This window comes from Actinosynnema sp. NPDC002837, from assembly GCF_040295345.1.
In the GTDB taxonomy this organism is placed as follows: domain Bacteria; phylum Actinomycetota; class Actinomycetes; order Mycobacteriales; family Pseudonocardiaceae; genus Actinosynnema.
In genome coordinates, this window is the sequence record NZ_JBEOVG010000079.1 from 1 (window position 1) to 16,739 (window position 16,739).

15 protein-coding genes are annotated in these 16,739 nt (G+C 72.7%); 5 read left to right on the forward strand and 10 right to left on the reverse strand.

Annotation, left to right across the window (positions count from 1 at the left end):
- Window positions 1–327: 327 nt before the first annotated feature.
- Window positions 328–738 (reverse strand): RidA family protein, encoded by a 411-nt coding sequence (locus tag ABTZ99_RS34985; protein ID WP_498785485.1) that lies wholly within the window; start codon window positions 736–738, stop codon window positions 328–330.
- An 80-nt stretch (window positions 739–818) separates the two neighbouring features.
- On the opposite strand from ABTZ99_RS34985, the gene ABTZ99_RS34990 reads away from it, so the two are divergent.
- Entirely contained in the window at window positions 819–1,193 is a 375-nt protein-coding gene (locus tag ABTZ99_RS34990; protein WP_498785483.1) for a winged helix-turn-helix transcriptional regulator, read from the forward strand.
- Between the two features lies 1 nt (window position 1,194).
- Here ABTZ99_RS34990 and ABTZ99_RS34995 read toward each other — a convergent pair whose 3' ends face one another.
- The 3 genes from ABTZ99_RS34995 to ABTZ99_RS35005 are packed head-to-tail and all read right to left on the reverse strand — an operon-like array spanning window position 1,195 to window position 4,210.
- Complete coding sequence (locus tag ABTZ99_RS34995; protein ID WP_499617547.1) at window positions 1,195–1,833, reverse strand: response regulator; 639 nt, start codon at window positions 1,831–1,833, stop codon at window positions 1,195–1,197.
- The gene (locus tag ABTZ99_RS35000; protein ID WP_499617549.1) at window positions 1,830–3,032 is read right to left on the reverse strand and encodes a sensor histidine kinase; all 1,203 of its coding nucleotides are present in this window, start codon (window positions 3,030–3,032) and stop codon (window positions 1,830–1,832) included. The genes ABTZ99_RS34995 and ABTZ99_RS35000 overlap by 4 nt, the downstream gene beginning before the upstream one ends.
- Window positions 3,029–4,210 carry a DUF418 domain-containing protein gene (locus ABTZ99_RS35005; RefSeq protein WP_499617551.1) on the reverse strand — a complete coding sequence of 394 codons (1,182 nt, stop codon included), beginning with the start codon at window positions 4,208–4,210 and terminating at the stop codon, window positions 3,029–3,031. Before ABTZ99_RS35005 ends, ABTZ99_RS35000 begins: the two co-directional genes overlap by 4 nt.
- A 557-nt stretch (window positions 4,211–4,767) precedes the next feature.
- On the opposite strand from ABTZ99_RS35005, the gene ABTZ99_RS35010 reads away from it, so the two are divergent.
- A complete protein-coding gene (locus ABTZ99_RS35010) occupies window positions 4,768–6,783 on the forward strand; it encodes a cellulose binding domain-containing protein (RefSeq protein ID WP_499617553.1) in 2,016 nt (671 codons plus the stop codon).
- A 312-nt stretch (window positions 6,784–7,095) separates the two neighbouring features.
- Window positions 7,096–8,805 (forward strand): RICIN domain-containing protein, encoded by a 1,710-nt coding sequence (locus ABTZ99_RS35015; RefSeq protein ID WP_498785472.1) that lies wholly within the window; start codon window positions 7,096–7,098, stop codon window positions 8,803–8,805.
- 46 nt (window positions 8,806–8,851) lie between these two features.
- Here the strand turns inward: ABTZ99_RS35015 and ABTZ99_RS35020 are convergent, their stop codons facing one another.
- From ABTZ99_RS35020 to ABTZ99_RS35030, 3 genes are all read right to left on the reverse strand, one after another.
- Complete coding sequence (locus tag ABTZ99_RS35020) at window positions 8,852–9,535, reverse strand: dihydrofolate reductase family protein (RefSeq protein ID WP_498786466.1); 684 nt, start codon at window positions 9,533–9,535, stop codon at window positions 8,852–8,854.
- Between the two features lie 72 nt (window positions 9,536–9,607).
- Entirely contained in the window at window positions 9,608–10,852 is a 1,245-nt protein-coding gene (locus tag ABTZ99_RS35025; RefSeq protein WP_499617555.1) for an RNA polymerase sigma factor, read from the reverse strand.
- On the reverse strand, window positions 10,849–11,220 hold the full coding sequence (locus ABTZ99_RS35030) for a YciI family protein (protein ID WP_498786463.1): 372 nt from the start codon (window positions 11,218–11,220) through the stop codon (window positions 10,849–10,851). Before ABTZ99_RS35030 ends, ABTZ99_RS35025 begins: the two co-directional genes overlap by 4 nt.
- A 186-nt stretch (window positions 11,221–11,406) precedes the next feature.
- On the opposite strand from ABTZ99_RS35030, the gene ABTZ99_RS35035 reads away from it, so the two are divergent.
- Window positions 11,407–12,294 carry a substrate-binding domain-containing protein gene (locus ABTZ99_RS35035; RefSeq protein WP_499617557.1) on the forward strand — a complete coding sequence of 296 codons (888 nt, stop codon included), beginning with the start codon at window positions 11,407–11,409 and terminating at the stop codon, window positions 12,292–12,294.
- 15 nt (window positions 12,295–12,309) lie between these two features.
- On the opposite strand, the gene ABTZ99_RS35040 is transcribed toward ABTZ99_RS35035, so the two are convergent.
- Both ABTZ99_RS35040 and ABTZ99_RS35045 read right to left on the reverse strand, forming a co-directional pair.
- On the reverse strand, window positions 12,310–13,416 hold the full coding sequence (locus ABTZ99_RS35040) for an HAAS signaling domain-containing protein (RefSeq protein WP_499617559.1): 1,107 nt from the start codon (window positions 13,414–13,416) through the stop codon (window positions 12,310–12,312).
- The gene (locus ABTZ99_RS35045; RefSeq protein ID WP_123743866.1) at window positions 13,413–13,736 is read right to left on the reverse strand and encodes a PadR family transcriptional regulator; all 324 of its coding nucleotides are present in this window, start codon (window positions 13,734–13,736) and stop codon (window positions 13,413–13,415) included. The genes ABTZ99_RS35040 and ABTZ99_RS35045 overlap by 4 nt, the downstream gene beginning before the upstream one ends.
- Window positions 13,737–13,823: 87 nt before the next feature.
- Between ABTZ99_RS35045 and ABTZ99_RS35050 the strand changes: the two genes are divergently transcribed.
- The gene (locus ABTZ99_RS35050) at window positions 13,824–14,504 is read left to right on the forward strand and encodes a hypothetical protein (protein ID WP_499617561.1); all 681 of its coding nucleotides are present in this window, start codon (window positions 13,824–13,826) and stop codon (window positions 14,502–14,504) included.
- A gap of 39 nt (window positions 14,505–14,543) precedes the next feature.
- On the opposite strand, the gene ABTZ99_RS35055 is transcribed toward ABTZ99_RS35050, so the two are convergent.
- Window positions 14,544–16,583, reverse strand: a complete 2,040-nt coding sequence (locus ABTZ99_RS35055; RefSeq protein WP_499617563.1) for a beta-galactosidase — start codon at window positions 16,581–16,583, stop codon at window positions 14,544–14,546.
- Between the last annotated feature and the right edge of the window lie 156 nt (window positions 16,584–16,739).

A 16,739-nucleotide genomic window follows, 5' to 3' on the forward strand; every position in this document is an offset into this window, starting at 1 on the left:
GAACCATGCCGCCACTCTTCCGCCACCACACCCCCAACCCCACCGTGCAGCCACGGACCCGCAAGGTATGGCCACCCCTACCGCCCCCCCCCCCCCCCCCCCAACCCCCCCCCCCCCCCCCCCACCCCCCCCCCCCCCCCCCCCCCCCCCGACCCCCCCCCCCCCCCCCGCCGCCCCCCCCCCGGGCCCCCGCCCCCCCCCCCCCCGGCTCCAGCGCCTACGCCATCGCCCGGTAGGTCCTCCTCGGCGTGATCGCCCGCTGACCAGCGCCACCAGGTCAGCGGGCGATCTCCCGTCGACAGTCCTTTGTGGACTGCGGTTCGCCGGTCAGTCGAGGACCGCGAACGCCTCGACCTCGACCAGCACGTCCGGCTCGAACAGGTAGTCGACGCCGATGAGCGACACGGGCGGGAACGGGCGGGGGATCCCCAGCTCGTCCGCGACCTCGGCGATGCCCGCCATGAAGTCGTCCATCTTCTCCGGGCTCCAGTGCGTGACGAAGAACCTCAGCCGCACGACGTCGGAGAAGTCCGCGCCCGCGCCGGCCAGGCCGCGCGCGGTGTTGCGGAGGGACTGGGCGACCTGGCCGGTGAGGTCGCCGGTCGCGACCGGGTTCCCCTCGGCGTCCCGCGCGATCTGGCCGGCGACGTGCACGTGGCGGGTGCCCGTGCCGATCGAGACGTGGTGGTAGGGGACGGGCTGGAACATGCCCTCGGGGGTCAGCAACCGCACGGTCACGGGAAGTCCTTCACGCTGGTAGTTGGTGGTATCCAAGGTCTACCTGGTACACGAAGGGAACTTCAACGAGACTAGGTGTCATGCAGGAAACCACCGAGCCGGCCTCCGGGAGCCCTCAGATCGCCGCGCCGCACCGCGAGCTGCTCGACCAGGTGCTCGACAAGTGGTCGTTGCAGGTGCTCGACCAGCTGTGCGGGCGTCCCTCGCGCTTCAACGAGCTGCGCCGGGCGATCCCGGTCGTGACGCAGAAGTCGCTCACCGCGACGCTGCGGCGCCTGGAGCGCAACGGGATGGTCGAGCGCGTCCTGATCAGCTCGCGGCCGATCGCCGTCGAGTACCGCATCACGCCCCTCGGGACGACGCTGCAAGACCTGATCGACGCGCTGCTGCGCTGGACCACCGTCAACATGGCCGACGTCGAACGCGCCCGCGCGCGGTTCGACGACGAGGCGTAGTTCACCCGTCCAGGACGCCCCGCCGATACGCGGCGGCCACCGCCGAGGCGCGGTCGGTGACCTCCAGCTTGGCGTAGATGTGGAGCAGGTGGGTCTTCACCGTGGCCTCGCTGATGTAGAGGCGGGCGGCGGCCTCGCGGTTGGTCTTCCCCTCGGCCACGAGCGCGAGCACCTCGCGCTCGCGCGCGCTCAGCCGTGCCTCGGTCAGCGGGCGCGCGGGCCGGATGCGGGCGAGCAGGAGGGCGGCGACGGACGGCGCCAGCACGGTCTCGCCACGCGCGGCGGCGCGCACGGCCCGGAACAGCTCCTCGCGCGGCGCGTCCTTGAGCAGGTAGCCGATCGCGCCCGCCTCGATGGCCGGCAGCACGTCCGAGTCGGTGTCGTGGGTGGTGAGCACCAGGACCCGGGTGCTGGGGACTCGGTCCAGGAGCATCCGGATCAGCACGCCGCCGCTGGGGTCGGGCAGCCGCAGGTCGGTCAGCACGACGTCCGGCCGGGCCGCGGCCACCACGGTCAGCGCCTCGGTCCCGGAGGCGGCCTCGCCGACGACCTCCAGGTCCGGCTGCGTGCCGAGCATCCCGCGCAGCCCGTCGCGCACCACCGGGTGGTCGTCGACGACCACCAGCCGCAGCGGCGTCACCGGTCCACCCCGATCGCCGGGACGGTGACGCTGACCGCCGTGCCGCCGCCCGGCGCGGACTCGATGTCGACGCCGCCTGCCAACGCGCGCACCCGTTCCCGCAGCGCGGTGAGCCCGAAGCCGCCGTCCTCCCCGGGCGTGAACCCGGTCCCGTCGTCACGCACGTCCAACACGACCACGTCCTCCATGTAGGACAGCGTGACGTCCACCCGCCCGGCCAGCGCGTGCCGGCCCACGTTGGACAGGGTTTCCTGGGCGGCGCGCAGGACGGTCACCTCGACCTCCGAGTGCAGCGGCTGGGGCGTGCCGGTCACGGTGAACGCGGCCGGCACGCCGTACTGGTCGCGCCACGTCGTCACGGCCTGCCGCACGGCGTCGCCCAGGCGGGCGTCCTGCAGCGGTCCCGGTCGCAGCGCCTCGATCGAGCGCCGGACCTCCACCAGGCTGGTGCGCGCCAGCTCACCGGCGATCTCCAGCCGGGCGCGCACCGGGCCCGGCGGGACGGCGTGCTCGTCGATCGCCTCCAGTTGCGTGACGATCCCGGTCAGCCCTTGGGCGACGGTGTCGTGGATCTCCCGCGCGAGCCGCGCGCGTTCGCCGGCGACACCGGCGGCCCTGGCCTGCTCGACCAGGAGACCGTGCAGCCGGGCGTTCTCCGCGGCCACGGCGACCAGTTCGGCGTTGGTCTCCCGGCGGCGGATCGCCTCCCGCTCCATGGCCCTGATGACGCCGCCGATCAGCGCCGCCAGCGGCGTGCCCAGGGCGATGTTGATCAGCGACTGGCGCACGTCGGTTCCGGAGACCAGCAGGAACGGGACGTTCGCCGCCATCACGCCCGCGTACGCGCGCCACCCGGGCAGGGCGACGAACGCGAGCACGTAGCACATGGGGACGAACATCAGGAACGCGTCGCTGCGCACCACCAAGGCGCAGCTGAACGCGAGCATGCCCACGAAGTACGCGGCCATCGCCCACACCCAGCGGTCCCACCACTGCGGGTGCGCCACCACGAACCACCAGTGCCACACCGCGAGCCCGGCGGCGATGGCGAGCGTGACCGCGTGGTGCGCCCAGCCGCGCGGGTCGGTCGCCACCGACACCGCGCACGCCAGGAGCAGCAGGCCGAGCGGGGCCAACGCCCACGTCTGGTTCCACCGCCGTTCCCGCAACAAGCCCAGCCGTTCGTCCACCGTCGTCACGCCGACATCTTCGCCGCCGCACGGCGATAAGTCAGGCGGCGCAACAAGGCCTCCGCCGGGCCACGCCTCCCCGTGCGCCGGAGCAGTGCGGCGAGGAGCAGTGAGACCAGCCACGTGCCGAGCGCGACCAGGGAGAGCCCGGCGGTGCCGAGCGTCGCGCCGAGCCCCAGCGTGTACGGCACCAGCAGCGCCACGAACACCACGGACTGGAACAGGTAGCAGCTCAGCGAGTACTGGCCGCCGGCTTCGAGCAGCCGCACGACCGGTCCCCGCCGCCGGTCGAGGCGGACCGCCGCCAACGCGATGAGCGCCGCGTACCCGAGACCGCCGGCGACACCGGTCACCGCGTGCAGCGCCGCGATGCCCCACAGCGTGATCGGGGCCGTCGGGTGCCAGAACCCGCCCACCGCCAAGGCGATCGGCAACCCGCCCGCCACGGCCACCGCCAGCCCGATCACGGCGGTGCGGACCAGCAGGGGGCGGTGCGCGGCCGGGTCGGTGAGCACGGTGCGCCTGGCCGCCCAGGTGCCGATCAGGGCGGCGCTGCCGACGCCGATCATCCCGAACGGCGTCAGGAGCCACTCCGCCGGTCGCAGGACCGCCGCCTCGACGGGGTCCGCGGTCTCGAAGGAGAGGAAGTGGTGCCGCCCGCCGGTCGCCGGCGCCAGCTCGGACGCGCCCTGCACCAACGCCACGACGACCAGCCACAGCCCGGCGGCGACGAGCAGCTTGCGGTCCGACGCCCGCAGCCAGCCGAGGACGAGGAAACCCAGGATCCCGTAGCTGATCAGGATGTCGCCGGGGAACAGCAGGACCACGTGCACCGCGCCGAACACGATCAGCCAACGGTTGCGCCGCCGCAGCAGCCTCTTGGCCTCGCGGTCGTCCACCCCGGCTTCGCGCCGGCGCCGGTAGGAGTGCACGACGCCGTAGGCGAAGAGGGCGGCGAACAGGGGGTACGCGCGGCCGCCGACGAAGGTCACGTTGAGGACGCCGGCGAGCCGGTCGAGCAGGCCGTGCTCGACGATGTGCTGGCGCACGCCGTACTGGCGGCCGTAGAGGTAGGGCACGGAGTTGGCCAGCGCGATGAGGGCGAGCATGAGGCCTCGGGCCAGGTCGGGCGCGAGCACCCGTTCCCCGGCGGAAACCGGCCCCACCGCGGCAGTCGTGTGAGTCATGGGCCCAGCCTCGGGTGCGGACGGGTGGGCGCGGATCGACGGTCCGACCGATCGCGCGCATCCGCCGGGGCCGGCCGACGATCAACCGATCGGTCGATGCGCGTCGACCGACTTGGCCGCTGCGACGCGGCCTGATCGAGCCCAACGCCGCACTCGGTCCTAGGACACCGGAGGCAGGGAGGCGCGCGGCTGCTCGGCGGAATCGACCGCACCATCGGCGAGGTCCGCCGCGTGGGCCAATGCTTCGGCCGGCGCTTTCTCCCGCAGCATCGGCACCATCCCTTCCCTGGTCGAGACGTGCACGAGGTCCTGGTCGGCGCACGCGGGCAGGTGGCGGCCGACCGTTCTCGCATGGGCGCGAGCGGCGGGGTCACGGCGACCGCCCGCGGTTGACGGACGCGTCCCGTTGGGCGAAGCGGCAGAGGGGGCGGTAGGCCGGTTGTACGACGTTCGATGATGGTGGCGAAGCGCTTCGATCCTGGTCATTGACAAGTCCCAGGGCGCGCCGCACAGTTTGGGAGCGCTCCCAGATCATCACCGTCGATGAGGAATTCCCCATGAGACCGCGTCCCGTCGTGCTGCCGGCCCTCGCCGCGCTCGTCGTCGCCCAAGTCGTGCTGACCACCGGCTCGCCGGCGCAGGCCGACGCCGCCGCCACCGTCACGGTGAACACCAGGGCGGGGTTGGAGGTGGTGCACGAGGCCGCCACCGGGGTCAACCACGCCATCTGGGACACCCACCTCGGCAGCGACGCCGTCGCCGACCTGCTCAAGGACGCGGGCGTCAAGGCGATGCGCTACCCGGGCGGGTCGTACTCGGACATCTACCACTGGGCCGACCACACCGCGCCCGGCGGGTACGTGGCGCCCAACACCGACTTCGACACGTTCATGGGCGGCGTCCGGAGGGCCGGCGGGCAGGCGATCGTCACCGCCAACTACGGCACCGGCACGGCGGAGGAGGCGGCGGCCTGGGTCCGCTACGCCAACGTCGAGAAGCGCTACGGCGTGAAGTACTGGGAGATCGGCAACGAGAACTACGGCAACGGCCACTACGGCTCCGGCTGGGAGGCCGACCACCACCCGGACAAGAGCCCGACCTACTACGCCACCCTCGTCCGCGACTACGCCACGGCCATGAAGGCGGTCGACCCGACCATCAAGATCGGCGCGGTGCTGACCACGCCGGGCGAGTGGCCGGACGGCATCACGGCGGCGGGCGACTCCGCGTCGTGGAACGAGGTCGTGCTGTCGATCGCCGGTCCCGTGGTCGACTTCGGCATCATCCACTGGTACCCGAGCGGTGACACCGCGGCGCAGGTGCTGGCCAAGACCGACCGGGTGAACGACCAGGTCGCCCTGGTGCGCGAGCAGTCGCGCCGCCTGGCGGGCAAGGACCTCGGCATCGCGCTGACCGAGGTGAACACCTCCTACGGCCGCAACACCCAGCCGGGCGCGCTGTTCGCCGCCGACGCCTACGCGACGATGATCGGCCAGGGCGTGTTCAACGTGGACTGGTGGAACGTCCACAACGGCATCGGCCAGGTCCGCGAGATCGCGGGCCACCCCGACTACGACGACTACGGCCTGCTCTCCAGCGGCAACTGCACCGCCGACGGCACGGTGTGCCAGCCCGCGCTGAACACCCCGTTCGCGCCCTACCACGCGATCTCGATGGTGTCCCGCTTCGCCCGCCCCGGCGACCAGCTCGTCACGACCACCTCCACCGACCCGCTGGTGCGCAGCCACGCGGCCCGGCGGCCCGACGGCGGCCTCGCGGTCATGCTGATCAACCAGGACCCGGACGCCGCCAAGACCGTCGACCTGCGGTTCGCGGGCTACTCGGCCGCCGCCGACGCGACCGTGCTGACCTTCGCCAACGGCGACACCGGCATCTCGACCACGACCGGCTCGTCGTCCACGGCGACGCTGCCGCCGTACTCGATCACCACCCTCGTGCTCAAGCCGAACGGTTCCGCGACCGGTCCGGCCGCACCCGCCCGCCCGGTGGTGGACTCGGTCACCGACCGCACCGCCACGCTGTCCTGGCCCGCGCCGCCCGCCGGCGTGAAGTACGAGGTGCACCGGGCCAACGGCGCGAGCACCGATCAGTGGGGCGAGACGATCGGCACCACCTTCACCGCGGCCAACCTCATGCCCGGGACGAAGTACACGGTCAACCTGGTCGCGCGCGACAACGCCGGCAAGGTGTCGTGGTCCTCGCCGCCGCTGACCTTCACCACGGGCACCCCGGCCACGTCGACGTGCGCGGTGACCTACCGGGAGAGCACCAACTGGGGCAACGGTTTCGTGGCCGAGCTCGAGATCGCCAACACCGGCACGACGCCCGTCGCCGGGTGGACGCTGACCTACACCTGGCCCACCACCTGGCAGCAGGTCTCCAGCGGCTGGAACGCCACCTGGGCCCAGACCGGCTACCAGGTGTCCGTGGCCAACACCGCGACCCTGGCGCCGGGCGCGTCGACCACCGCCGGGTTCGTCGGGAGCTACCAGGGCCCGAACGTGCGACCGGTGAAGTACTTCCTGAACGGAAAGCTCTGCACGACGCGCTGACCGGGCGCTCGTTCCCGCTGCCCCCTGCCGACCGCGGTCGGCAGGGGGCAGCGGCGTTTCACCGAACGTCGTTCGTTCACATTCATGACCGGTTTCGGGTCGAATTTGTTCACGAGTGTGACCAGCGCGTATTTCGGGTGGAAAAGCGAATCTGCGGCGTTGACCGGATGTGCCGCAGCTCCTAGCATCCGAAGTGAAATAGCTTTCCCTGCCCGGTGGTCATATTTGTGAATCGACGAGGTGTTCGCCGCTTTCGGTCGTGCGCGAGAAGTCGGCGGTGGCCGCCGGAATCGTTTCGGAAGTGGAGTCGGCATGAGCACATCGGAGCAGCCCGCAGCGACGCGGGCTGTACGACCGCGGGCCGTCCGCGGTGGTGTGGCCGCGGTGGGCGCCGTGGTCGCCCTGGCGGCCACGCTCGCGGCGTGGCCGCTCGCCACGTCCGCGCAAGCGGCGGTCGGCGCGGGCACCTACACCGTGAAGAACGCCGCCAGCGGGCACTGCCTCGACGCCGCCGGGTCGACCAGCGGCGTGCAGCTGCGGCAGCAGGCGTGCGGTGACGTCGCGGCCCAGCGGTGGACGTTGACCGCGGTCAGCGGCGGGTTCCGGATCACGTCGGCCGCGACCGGCCTGTGCGTCGGCGTGCAGGACGCGTCGACCAGCGCGGGCAAGGCGATCCAGCAGCAGACGTGCACGGGCGGCTCCAGCCAGGTCTGGGCGGTGACGGCGATCGGCGGCAACTACCGCGTGGTCAACGCCAACGGCGGCAAGTGCATGAACGTCAAGGACAGCTCCACCGCGATCGGCGCCCTGGTGCAGCAGAACTCCTGCGACAGCGTCGTCTCCAAGCAGTGGGCGTTCACCCCGGCCACCGGCACGACGACGACCACCACCAGCACGACCACCAGCACGACCACGACCACGACGACGACCACCACGACCACGTCCCAGCCGCCGGCCTCGGCGCTGTACGTGTCGCCGAACGGCACCGACGGCGCGGCCGGCACGCAGGCCGACCCGACCACGCTCACCTCGGCGATCAGCCGCATCACGGCCGGCGGCACGATCCTGATGCGCGGCGGCACCTACCGCTTCACGCAGACCGTCACCATCCCGCAGGGCAAGAACGGCGCCTCGGGCGACCGCACCGAGCTGTTCGCCTACCCGGGCGAGACCCCGGTGCTGAACTTCTCCGCCCAGGCGGAGGACCCGGCCAACCGCGGCCTGGCGGTCAACGGCAACTACTGGCACGTGCGCGGCATCGTGGTCGAGCGGGCCGGTGACAACGGCATCTTCATCGGCGGCAGCAACAACGTCTTCGAGCGCACGGTCACGCGCTTCAACCGCGACACCGGGCTGCAGTTGTCGCGGATGCTGTCCACCACGCCCAAGGACCAGTGGCCGGCCAACAACCTGATCCTGAGCGCGGAGTCGCACGACAACGCCGACTCCGACGGCGAGGACGCCGACGGGTTCGCCGCGAAGCTCACCTCCGGCCCCGGCAACGTGTTCCGCTACGCCGTGGCGCACAACAACATCGACGACGGCTGGGACCTCTACACCAAGACCGACACCGGCCCGATCGGCGCGGTGACCATCGAGGACTCCCTGGCCTACGAGAACGGCACGCTGAGCAACGGCGGCCAGGCCGGCAACGGCGACCGCAACGGCTACAAGCTCGGCGGCGAGGACATCGGCGTCAACCACGTCATCCGCCGCAACATCGCCTACGACAACGGCAAGCACGGCTTCACCTACAACCGCAACCTCGGCACGATGACCGTGTCCGACAACGTCAGCATCGACAACGCCGAGCGCAACTTCAGCTTCGACGGCGGCTCCTCGGTGTTCAGCGGCAACACGTCCTGCCGCAGCGGCAGCGGCACCAACGACAAGACCGTCGGCAGCGTCGACAGCACCAACCAGTTCTGGAGCGGCACGAACGGCTCCCGCTGCGCCTCCTACGGTGGCGCGCTGCGCTGGTCCTACGCCTCGGACGGCCGCCTGGTCGTCACGTTCGGGTAGACCCCTGTCCGGTGCGGCGGGGGAGTGGCCCCGCCGCACCGGAGCGTCAGTTGCCGCGTCCCCGGTCGTCCAGGACGAGCGGGGCGCGGCCCTCGACCGTGTAGCGGATGTGGGTGACACCGGGGGTGTGCAGCACCCGCGTCGGCGTCAGCTCGATGCCTTCCTTGTGCCCCAACCCGAGGTCGGCGTCCAGCAGCCGGAGGCCCTCGCCGAGCACGACCGGCACGATGTGGAGCTCCAGCTCGTCCAGCAGGCCCGCGGCCATGACCTGGCGGACCAGCGAGCCGCCGCCGGCGATCGCGACGTCCTTGCCGCCGGCGGCGGCCTTCGCCCGCGCCACCGCGCTCTCGACGCCGTCGGTCACGTAGGTGAAGCTGGTGCCGCCCTTGCGCTCCAGGGTCTGGCGCGGCCGGTGGGTCACCACGAAGACCGGTGCGCGGAACGGCGGCTCCTCGCCCCACGGCACCTCGCCGCCGTCGGCCATGCGCCGGCCCATCACGTACGCGCCGGCGGCCTCGAAGCTCTCCCGGATGACGTCGGAGTCGACATCCTGCTCGCCGCCCGCGATGCCCTGCCGCTCCCGCCACGCCATCGCGCTGATCGCCCAGCGGGTGACGCGGAAGAACGCCGCGGCCTCCGCGGAGCCCAGCCAGTCGCCGCCGCCCTCGTGCCGCGGTCCGGCGTAGAAGCCGTCGAGGGACACCGACAGCTGCGCGGTCACCTTGGTCATGGCTGCGTTCCTTCCTCCCGGCGACGCCCGGCGGGGTCGCTCGGGAGGGGATCGGAGCCGGCGACGCGACTTCTACATCGGCGCGGAAGAATTTTTCGCGGCGGCGCATCGGGCCGCCCGCAGGAGGAGGAACCGCTGCTCGGCGACGTTGCCCGCGAGCCGTGCGGCCTGCCGGAACGCCTCGCTCGCGGCGGTGCGGTCACCGTCCCGTTCGAGCAGGTGCCCCCGCACGGCGAGCAGCCGGTGGTTGCCGGCCAGGACGCCGCGCTCCAGTTCCGCGACCACGTCCAGGGCGGCACGGGGACCGCGCACCTCACCGAGGGCGACGGCCCGGTTCAGCGCGGTGACCGAGCTGGGCGCGAGGCGTTCCAGCACGTCGTACAGCGCGAGGATCTGGGGCCAGTCGGTGTCCTCGGCCGTGGCCGCCTCGCTGTGCACGGCCGCGATCGCCGCCTGCACCTGGTACGGGCCGAGGGGGTGGGTCGCCAGGCTGCGGGTCACCAGCCCGGCGCCCTCGGCGATCGCCGCGCGGTCCCATCGCGACCGGTCCTGCTCGGCCAACGGGACCAGCACCCCGTCCGGGCCGGTGCGGGCCGCGCCGCGGGCCTCGGTCAGCAGCATCAACGCCAGCAGGCCCGCCGTCTCGCCGGAGTCGGGCAGCCGCTCGTGCAGCTCCCGGGTCAGCCGCACCGCCTGCTCGGTGAGGTCGGGACGGCGCAGCCGCGGACCGGCGCTGGCGCTGTAGCCCTCGTTGAACAGCAGGTAGAGCACGTGCAGCACGACCGCCGGCGCCCGGTCGCGGTCGGCGGGCGGCTCGAACCGCGCGCCCGCCTCCAGCAGCCGCTGCTTGGCGCGGGAGATCCGCTGGCCCATCGTCTTCTCCGGCACCAGGAACGCGGCGGCGATCTCGGCGGTGGTCAGCCCGGCGACGGCCCGCAGGGTCAGCGCCATCTGGGACGGCGCCGTGAGCGCGGGGTGGCAGCACAGGAACAGCAGTTCCAGCAGGTCGTCGCGCGCGGGCTCGGCGTCCGGCGGCGGCGCGAGCAGCTCGTCGCGCGGCACGGCGTCGAACAGCGCCTGCTCGCGGCGTTCCCGCGCGGCGTCGGAGCGCACCAGGTCCACGTAGCGGCGTGCGGCGACCGTGGTGAGCCAGCCGAGGGGGTGTTCGGGGACGCCGTCGCGCGACCACGTGCCGGCGGCGTTGATCAGCGCCTCCTGCACGGCGTCCTCGCACCGCGCGAAGTCGCCGTGCCGGCGCACGAGGATGCCGAGCACCTGCGGCGTCAACGTGCGCAGGAGGTGGTCGACGGCGGTCAAAGGTCGTCGCCGCCGTGCCGCATCAGGGGCCACACCTCGAGCCCGCCACCGAGGCCGCGGCTGTAGCGCAGGGCCGGGTAGGAGGCCGCGATCTCCATCGCCCGCTGCTCGCTGTCGACGTCGACCACGAAGTAGGAGCCGACGTACTCCTTGGCCTCCAGGTACGGGCCGTCGGTGACGACGGGCGCGTCACCGGCCATGCGCACCGACCGCGGGCGGGGCACCAGGCCCTGCGAGTCGACCAGCTCGCCGGACTCCCGCAGGTCGGCGTTGAACGCGTCCACGTCGGCGACCAGCTTGGCGAACTCCTCCGCGTCCACGCTGTTCCAGACCTGCTCGTTGCCGTAGATCAGCATCAGGTACTTCACCGCGTTGCCTCCCACCGTCGACTTCGGACGGTGAGGGATTCTGCCGGCTGCCCCCGCCTTTCGAAACTTTTGCGAAAGCCTATTGCGCCTTCGGGGTGCCGAGTCGCCGTTGTTCGGAGTCCCTGGTGAATCGGTGCAGCTCAGAGCTTCGTTGTGTTTCGCATGATTTCCGATAGTGTCGGAGCCGTGAGCGCGCTGAGGATCCTCGAACGCACGTGCCTCGTGCACCGGGCGCGGAGTGACCGGCCGCGTCCCGCCGCGCCCCTGGTGGAGCTGGTGTTCCCCGCGCTGAACAGCGCGTGGGCCATGGAGGTGATGCGGGGCGTCGTCGACTCCGGGCTGGACGTGGTGATGTCCTCGGCCGGCGGTCGCGGCGCGTCGTGGGCGACCGACCTGGTCGAGGCGCGGCGCGCCGGCGTGCTGCTGGTGACGTGCCCGATCAGCGTGGCCGAGGAACGGGTGCTCGCGCGCGCCGGCGTGCCGCTGGTGCACATCGACCCCGTCGACGCGGCCACGCCGGACCTGCTGAGCGTCGCGGCCACCAACCGGGCGGGCGGCGTCACGGCGGTGAAGCACCTGCTGTCGCTCGGGCACCGGCGGATCGGCGTCGTGGGCGGCCCGCGTGACGTGCTGTGCAGCCGTGCCCGCGTGGACGGCTACCGCTTCGCCCTCGGCCGCGCCGGCATCGCGCCCGACCCCGCCCTGGTCCGGCACGCGGACTTCACCCGCGAGGGCGGCCGGCGGGAGGCGGCCGAGCTGCTGCGCCTGCCCGACCGTCCGACGGCGGTCTTCGCGGCCAACGACGAGCAGGCCCTCGGCGTGGTCGAAGCCGCCCGCGCCGCGGGCCTGTCGGTGCCCGCGGACCTCAGCGTCGTCGGCTTCGACGACCTCCCGGCGGCCCGCCGCGGCACCCCGGCCCTGACCACCGTGCGCCAACCGCTGGCCGCGATGGGCCTGCAGGCGGGCTGGATGCTGGCCGACCTGATCGCCGGCCGCACACCGGCCTCCGACCGGGTCGAACTGGCCACCGACCTGGTCGTCCGCGACTCGACCGCCCCGCCAACCCCCTGGTGACGGGGCGCCGTCGCGTCAGCCCGTGGTCGTCACCGTCGTGGGCGCGGTCGTCGTCGTGGAGGGCGACGGGGTGACCGACGACGGTGGGGTCGTGCTGGTGGGCACGGTCGGCATCACGACGGTGAAGGGGACGCCCGTCTCCTCGTGGCAGCCGGTCTGGTCGCGGACCACGCGGGGCCGGGGGTAGCGGTTGTCGTCACGGCTCTCGCCGTCGCAGCCGTACCACAGCGCGTTCAGCGGGCGGCCGTCCTCGTCGTAGAGGTGGACGTCGGTGAGCGGCTTGCCGTCCTTGTCGAACACGTAGACGTTCTCGCGGACCTGCTGCGCCGGTTGGTACGAGACCGGCGCGGTGCTGAGCGGGTAGATGGCGAACACGGACACCACCTTGCCGAGGAACAGCAGCAGGACGCCGAGGGCGAACCCGGTCGCGGGCAGGGTGATCCACAACCACCGGCGGTCGGTCCTCGCCTTCGGGCCGGCCACCAGCGACACCGCGGCCAGCGCCACGGCCGGCCAGAAGGTGATGTCCGACCGGTAGACCAGCACGCCGCCCAAGCCGATCAGCAGCGCGCGGATGATCCACCACACCGCCTGGAACGGGCGCAGCGACGCGAACCACCGGCGCAGGTCGGACTGCCCGGTGCGGGTCAGCGCGTCCTTGGCGGCCACGGTCTCCGGCAGCGTCGCGATCTGCGCGACCAGGCCGTTCTGCCGGAACACCACCACGATGGCGGCCGCGCCGCAGAGGCCGAAGAGGAAGGCCGCCTCCACGATGTCGCCGTCGGTGACGGCGAAGCCGAACGCCACGACCGTGGCGGCCAGCAGGCTCCACAGCGCGAACCTGGCGAGCACCGTCGACCGGTCGCCGCCGCCCGCCGCGGCCGACGAGGGGGAGGGGTACCCCGCCGCGACGCGCAGTTCCTCGGCGTACGCGCGCGGTGTGCCGAGCCGGTCGATCAGGGCCGCGGCCGAGAACTCGTCGCCCATCTCCTCGGCGACCTCGACCACGTGCGCGCCCGCGTCGTCCATGATCTCGGCGACCTCGGCCGGGGGCAGGTCGGCCAGCGCGTCGCGCATGGCGTCCAGGTAGTGCTTGACCTCGGTGTTCGTCTGCGTGCTCATGCACCCTCCCCCAACAGGTCGTCCAACGTCCGCGCGAACGACTTCCAGGTCTTGCCCGATTCGAGCAGCCGTTCCCGGCCCGGCTCGTTGAGGCTGTAGTACTTGCGGTGCGGGCCCTCTTCGCTCGGCACGACGTACGACGTGAGCAGCCCGGCGTTGTAGAGCCGGCGCAGGGTGCCGTAGACCGACGCGTCGCCGACGCCGTCCAAGCCGCCCTGGCGGAGCCTGCGCAGCACGTCGTAGCCGTACCCGTCCTCCTTGCGCAACACGGCAAGGACGGCGAGGTCCAGCACCCCCTTGAGCAGTTGGCTGGTGTCCATGTGCCTCTCCCGGTGGTGTGCGAACGAGGGTACTACGGAATGCGCAGTACCGCGTACGAGGGGGTAGTAGGTGCGAGGATCACGTCCGTGGCGACGGAGTTCGTGGGAGACCCATCGTGGGTGTGGGGCCTGGCGTCGCGCGACGACGACGTCCGCCGGGAGGCCCTGGCCCGGCACCAAGCGTTGATCAAGGCGGCGGCGGACGCCCTGCGGTGGTCGAACGACGTGTGGGCGCGGGCGGGCACGCCCGCGCCGAGCGAGCCGCACCTGGCCGCCGAGATGGACCAGGCCCGTGCCGCCTTCCGGTACCACCACGGGCAGACGATCATGGAGCTCACCGCGTCGGCGTGGGGCGAGGACCAAGAGCTGCGGGACCGGCACGCGCCGTTCGTGCTGCTCTACCTGGTCTGGGAAGGGCGTTACCCGGACGAGTGGGGCGCCCCCGCCTCGCGCCTGTGGTCGGCGTGGGGCCGCAAGGCGTCGTTGCTGCGCGCGCTCGCCAGGGGCGGCGTGCCGGAGACCATCCGGCCGCAGATGACGGACCTGCTCACCGACGTGCTGCGCCGCCGCTACCGCTGCAAGGACTGGATGTACGCGCGGCTGGTCCGGCACATCGCGGACGACCGGTTCCACGAGCGGATGCGGAGCCTGCTCGCGGACGACGACCCGGACGTGCGGCTGCGCGCGGAGTTCCTGCTGCACGTGGCCGAGCACCCGCAGCGGCAGGTGCGCCGGACCACGTGGGGCCGGTGGCTCGCCGCGCGCTGACCGGGGCCGTCCCGCGTGGACGGCCCCGGCGCACCGCGCTCAGGACCTGAGCACCGCCGTGCCGCCCGCCGGGACGATCAGCTCGGACTCGCAGTGCCGCCCGGTGAGCAGCTCCGTGCCGGACGCGGCCAGCCGCACCTCGGCGTCGGTGTGGTTGAGCACGAACAGGTAGTCGGCGTCCGAGCCGCGGCGGCGCACCACCTCCACGTCGCGCGGCAGGTCGTCGCGCACCTCGATGCCGGCGCCCGGGAAGACCTCGCTCAGCACCGCGTCGAGCGCCTCCCCGCGCAGCCGGGTCGAGACGTACCAGGCGGTGCCCCCGCCGAGGCGGTGCCGCGTCACCGCCGGACCGCCCGCCGCCGGACCGTCCAGGTAGGAGCGCACGGTCTCCGCGCCGGCCGGCCGGACGTGCTCGGCCCACACGTCACCGCGCAGCCCGCCGTCCAGCGAGACCTCCTCGCCGGCGCGCAGCGGCAGGAACTCCTCCACCTCCAGGCCGAGCACGTCGCGCAGCGCGCCGGGGTGGCCGCCGGGGTGCACGGTGTCGTTCGCGTCGACGATGCCGGAGAAGTACGAGACGACGAGCGTGCCGCCGCCGGCCACGTAGTCGTGCAGCACCTTCGCCGCCGCCGTCGACATCAGGTACAGCGACGGCACGACCACGAGCGGGTAGCCGGTCAGGTCGGCCTCCGGCGCGACGAAGTCCACCGTCAGCCGGGCGTCCCACAGCCGCTCGTAGAACGCGCCGACCCGTTCCCGGTAGGACAGGTCCACCGACGGCCGCCAGTCCAGCTCCAGCGCCCACCACGACTCCCAGTCCCACAGCACGGCGACGTCGGCGCGCACCAGGCTGCCGCGCACCTCGTGCAGCGCGCCGAGGTCGCCGCCCAGCCGCACGACCTCCTGCCACAGCCTGCTGCGCGTGCCGGCGTGGGGCAGCATCGCGGAGTGGAACTTCTCCGCGCCGAAGCGGGAAGCGCGCCACTGGAAGAACATCACCGCGTCCGCGCCGCGCGCCACGTGGGCCAGGCTGTTGCGGCGCATCTCGCCGGGTCGCTTGGCGATGTTGCGCGGCTGCCAGTTCACCGCGCCGGTGGAGTGCTCCATGAGCATCCACGGCCGCCCGCCCGCCACCGCGCGGGTCAGGTCCGCCGACATGGCCAGGTCGATGTGGTTGCGGTCGGCCTCGGCGGTCAAGTAGTGGTCGTTGGCCACCACGTCGACCTCGCGGCCCCAGCGCCAGTAGTCGATCGACTTGCAGTTGGTGGTCATGAAGTTCGTGGTGATCGGCACGGTCGAGTGCGCGCGCAGGACGTCGCGCTCGGCCGTGTAGCAGGCCAGCAGCTCGTCGGAGCAGAACCGGGCGAAGTCCAGCTCGTGCGCCGGGTTGCCGGTGGTGCCGGACCGGCGCGGCGGCTCGACCTCGGCCCACTCGCCGTAGCGCTGGCCCCAGAAGCTGGTGCCCCAGGCCGCGTTGAGCGCGTCGAGCGTGCCGTGCCGGGCGCGCAGCCAGCGCCGGAACGCCGCCGCCGACTCGGGGCAGTAGCACGCGCCGACCGGTGCGCCGTACTCGTTGTGCACGTGCCACAGCGCCACGGCCGGGTGCTCGCCGTAGCGCGCGCCGAGCTGCCGGGTGATGGTCGCGGCGGCCTGGCGGTAGGCGGGTGCGCTCGGGCAGAACGTCGCGCGCGACCCGCGTTCGAGCTCCGTGCCGTCGCGGGTGACCGGTCGGATCTCCGGGTGCGCGCGGTAGAGCCACGCGGGCGGCACGACGGTCGGCGTGGCCAGGTTGACCGCGATGCCCGCGCCGTGCAGCAGGTCGAGCAGCCGGTCCAGCCAGCCGAAGTCGAACTCGCCGGGCCGCGGCTCCAGCGCCGCCCACGCGTGGATCGCGACGCTGACCAGGTTGACCCCGGCCTGCCGCATCAGCGCGACGTCCTCGACCCACACCTCCTCCGGCCACTGCTCGGGGTTGTAGTCCCCGCCGTAGACGAGCCCGTCCACGCCTACCGGCATCCGCGGCGCGACCGGGTCCTCCGCGGCCCGCTCGTCGGCCTGGCGAGGCACCACAAACGTCATGAACACTCCAGTGGCTGTGAACGTGCACGGTCTGATCGCAGATTACGGTGCAGATAAGACAGGGTGTCAAGTGGTTGACATGCGTTACGCCCAGACAACTACTGTGCACGTTCACAGCGCGGTTCTCGCTGGCAGCGGCGTCAGCGACGCGGAACC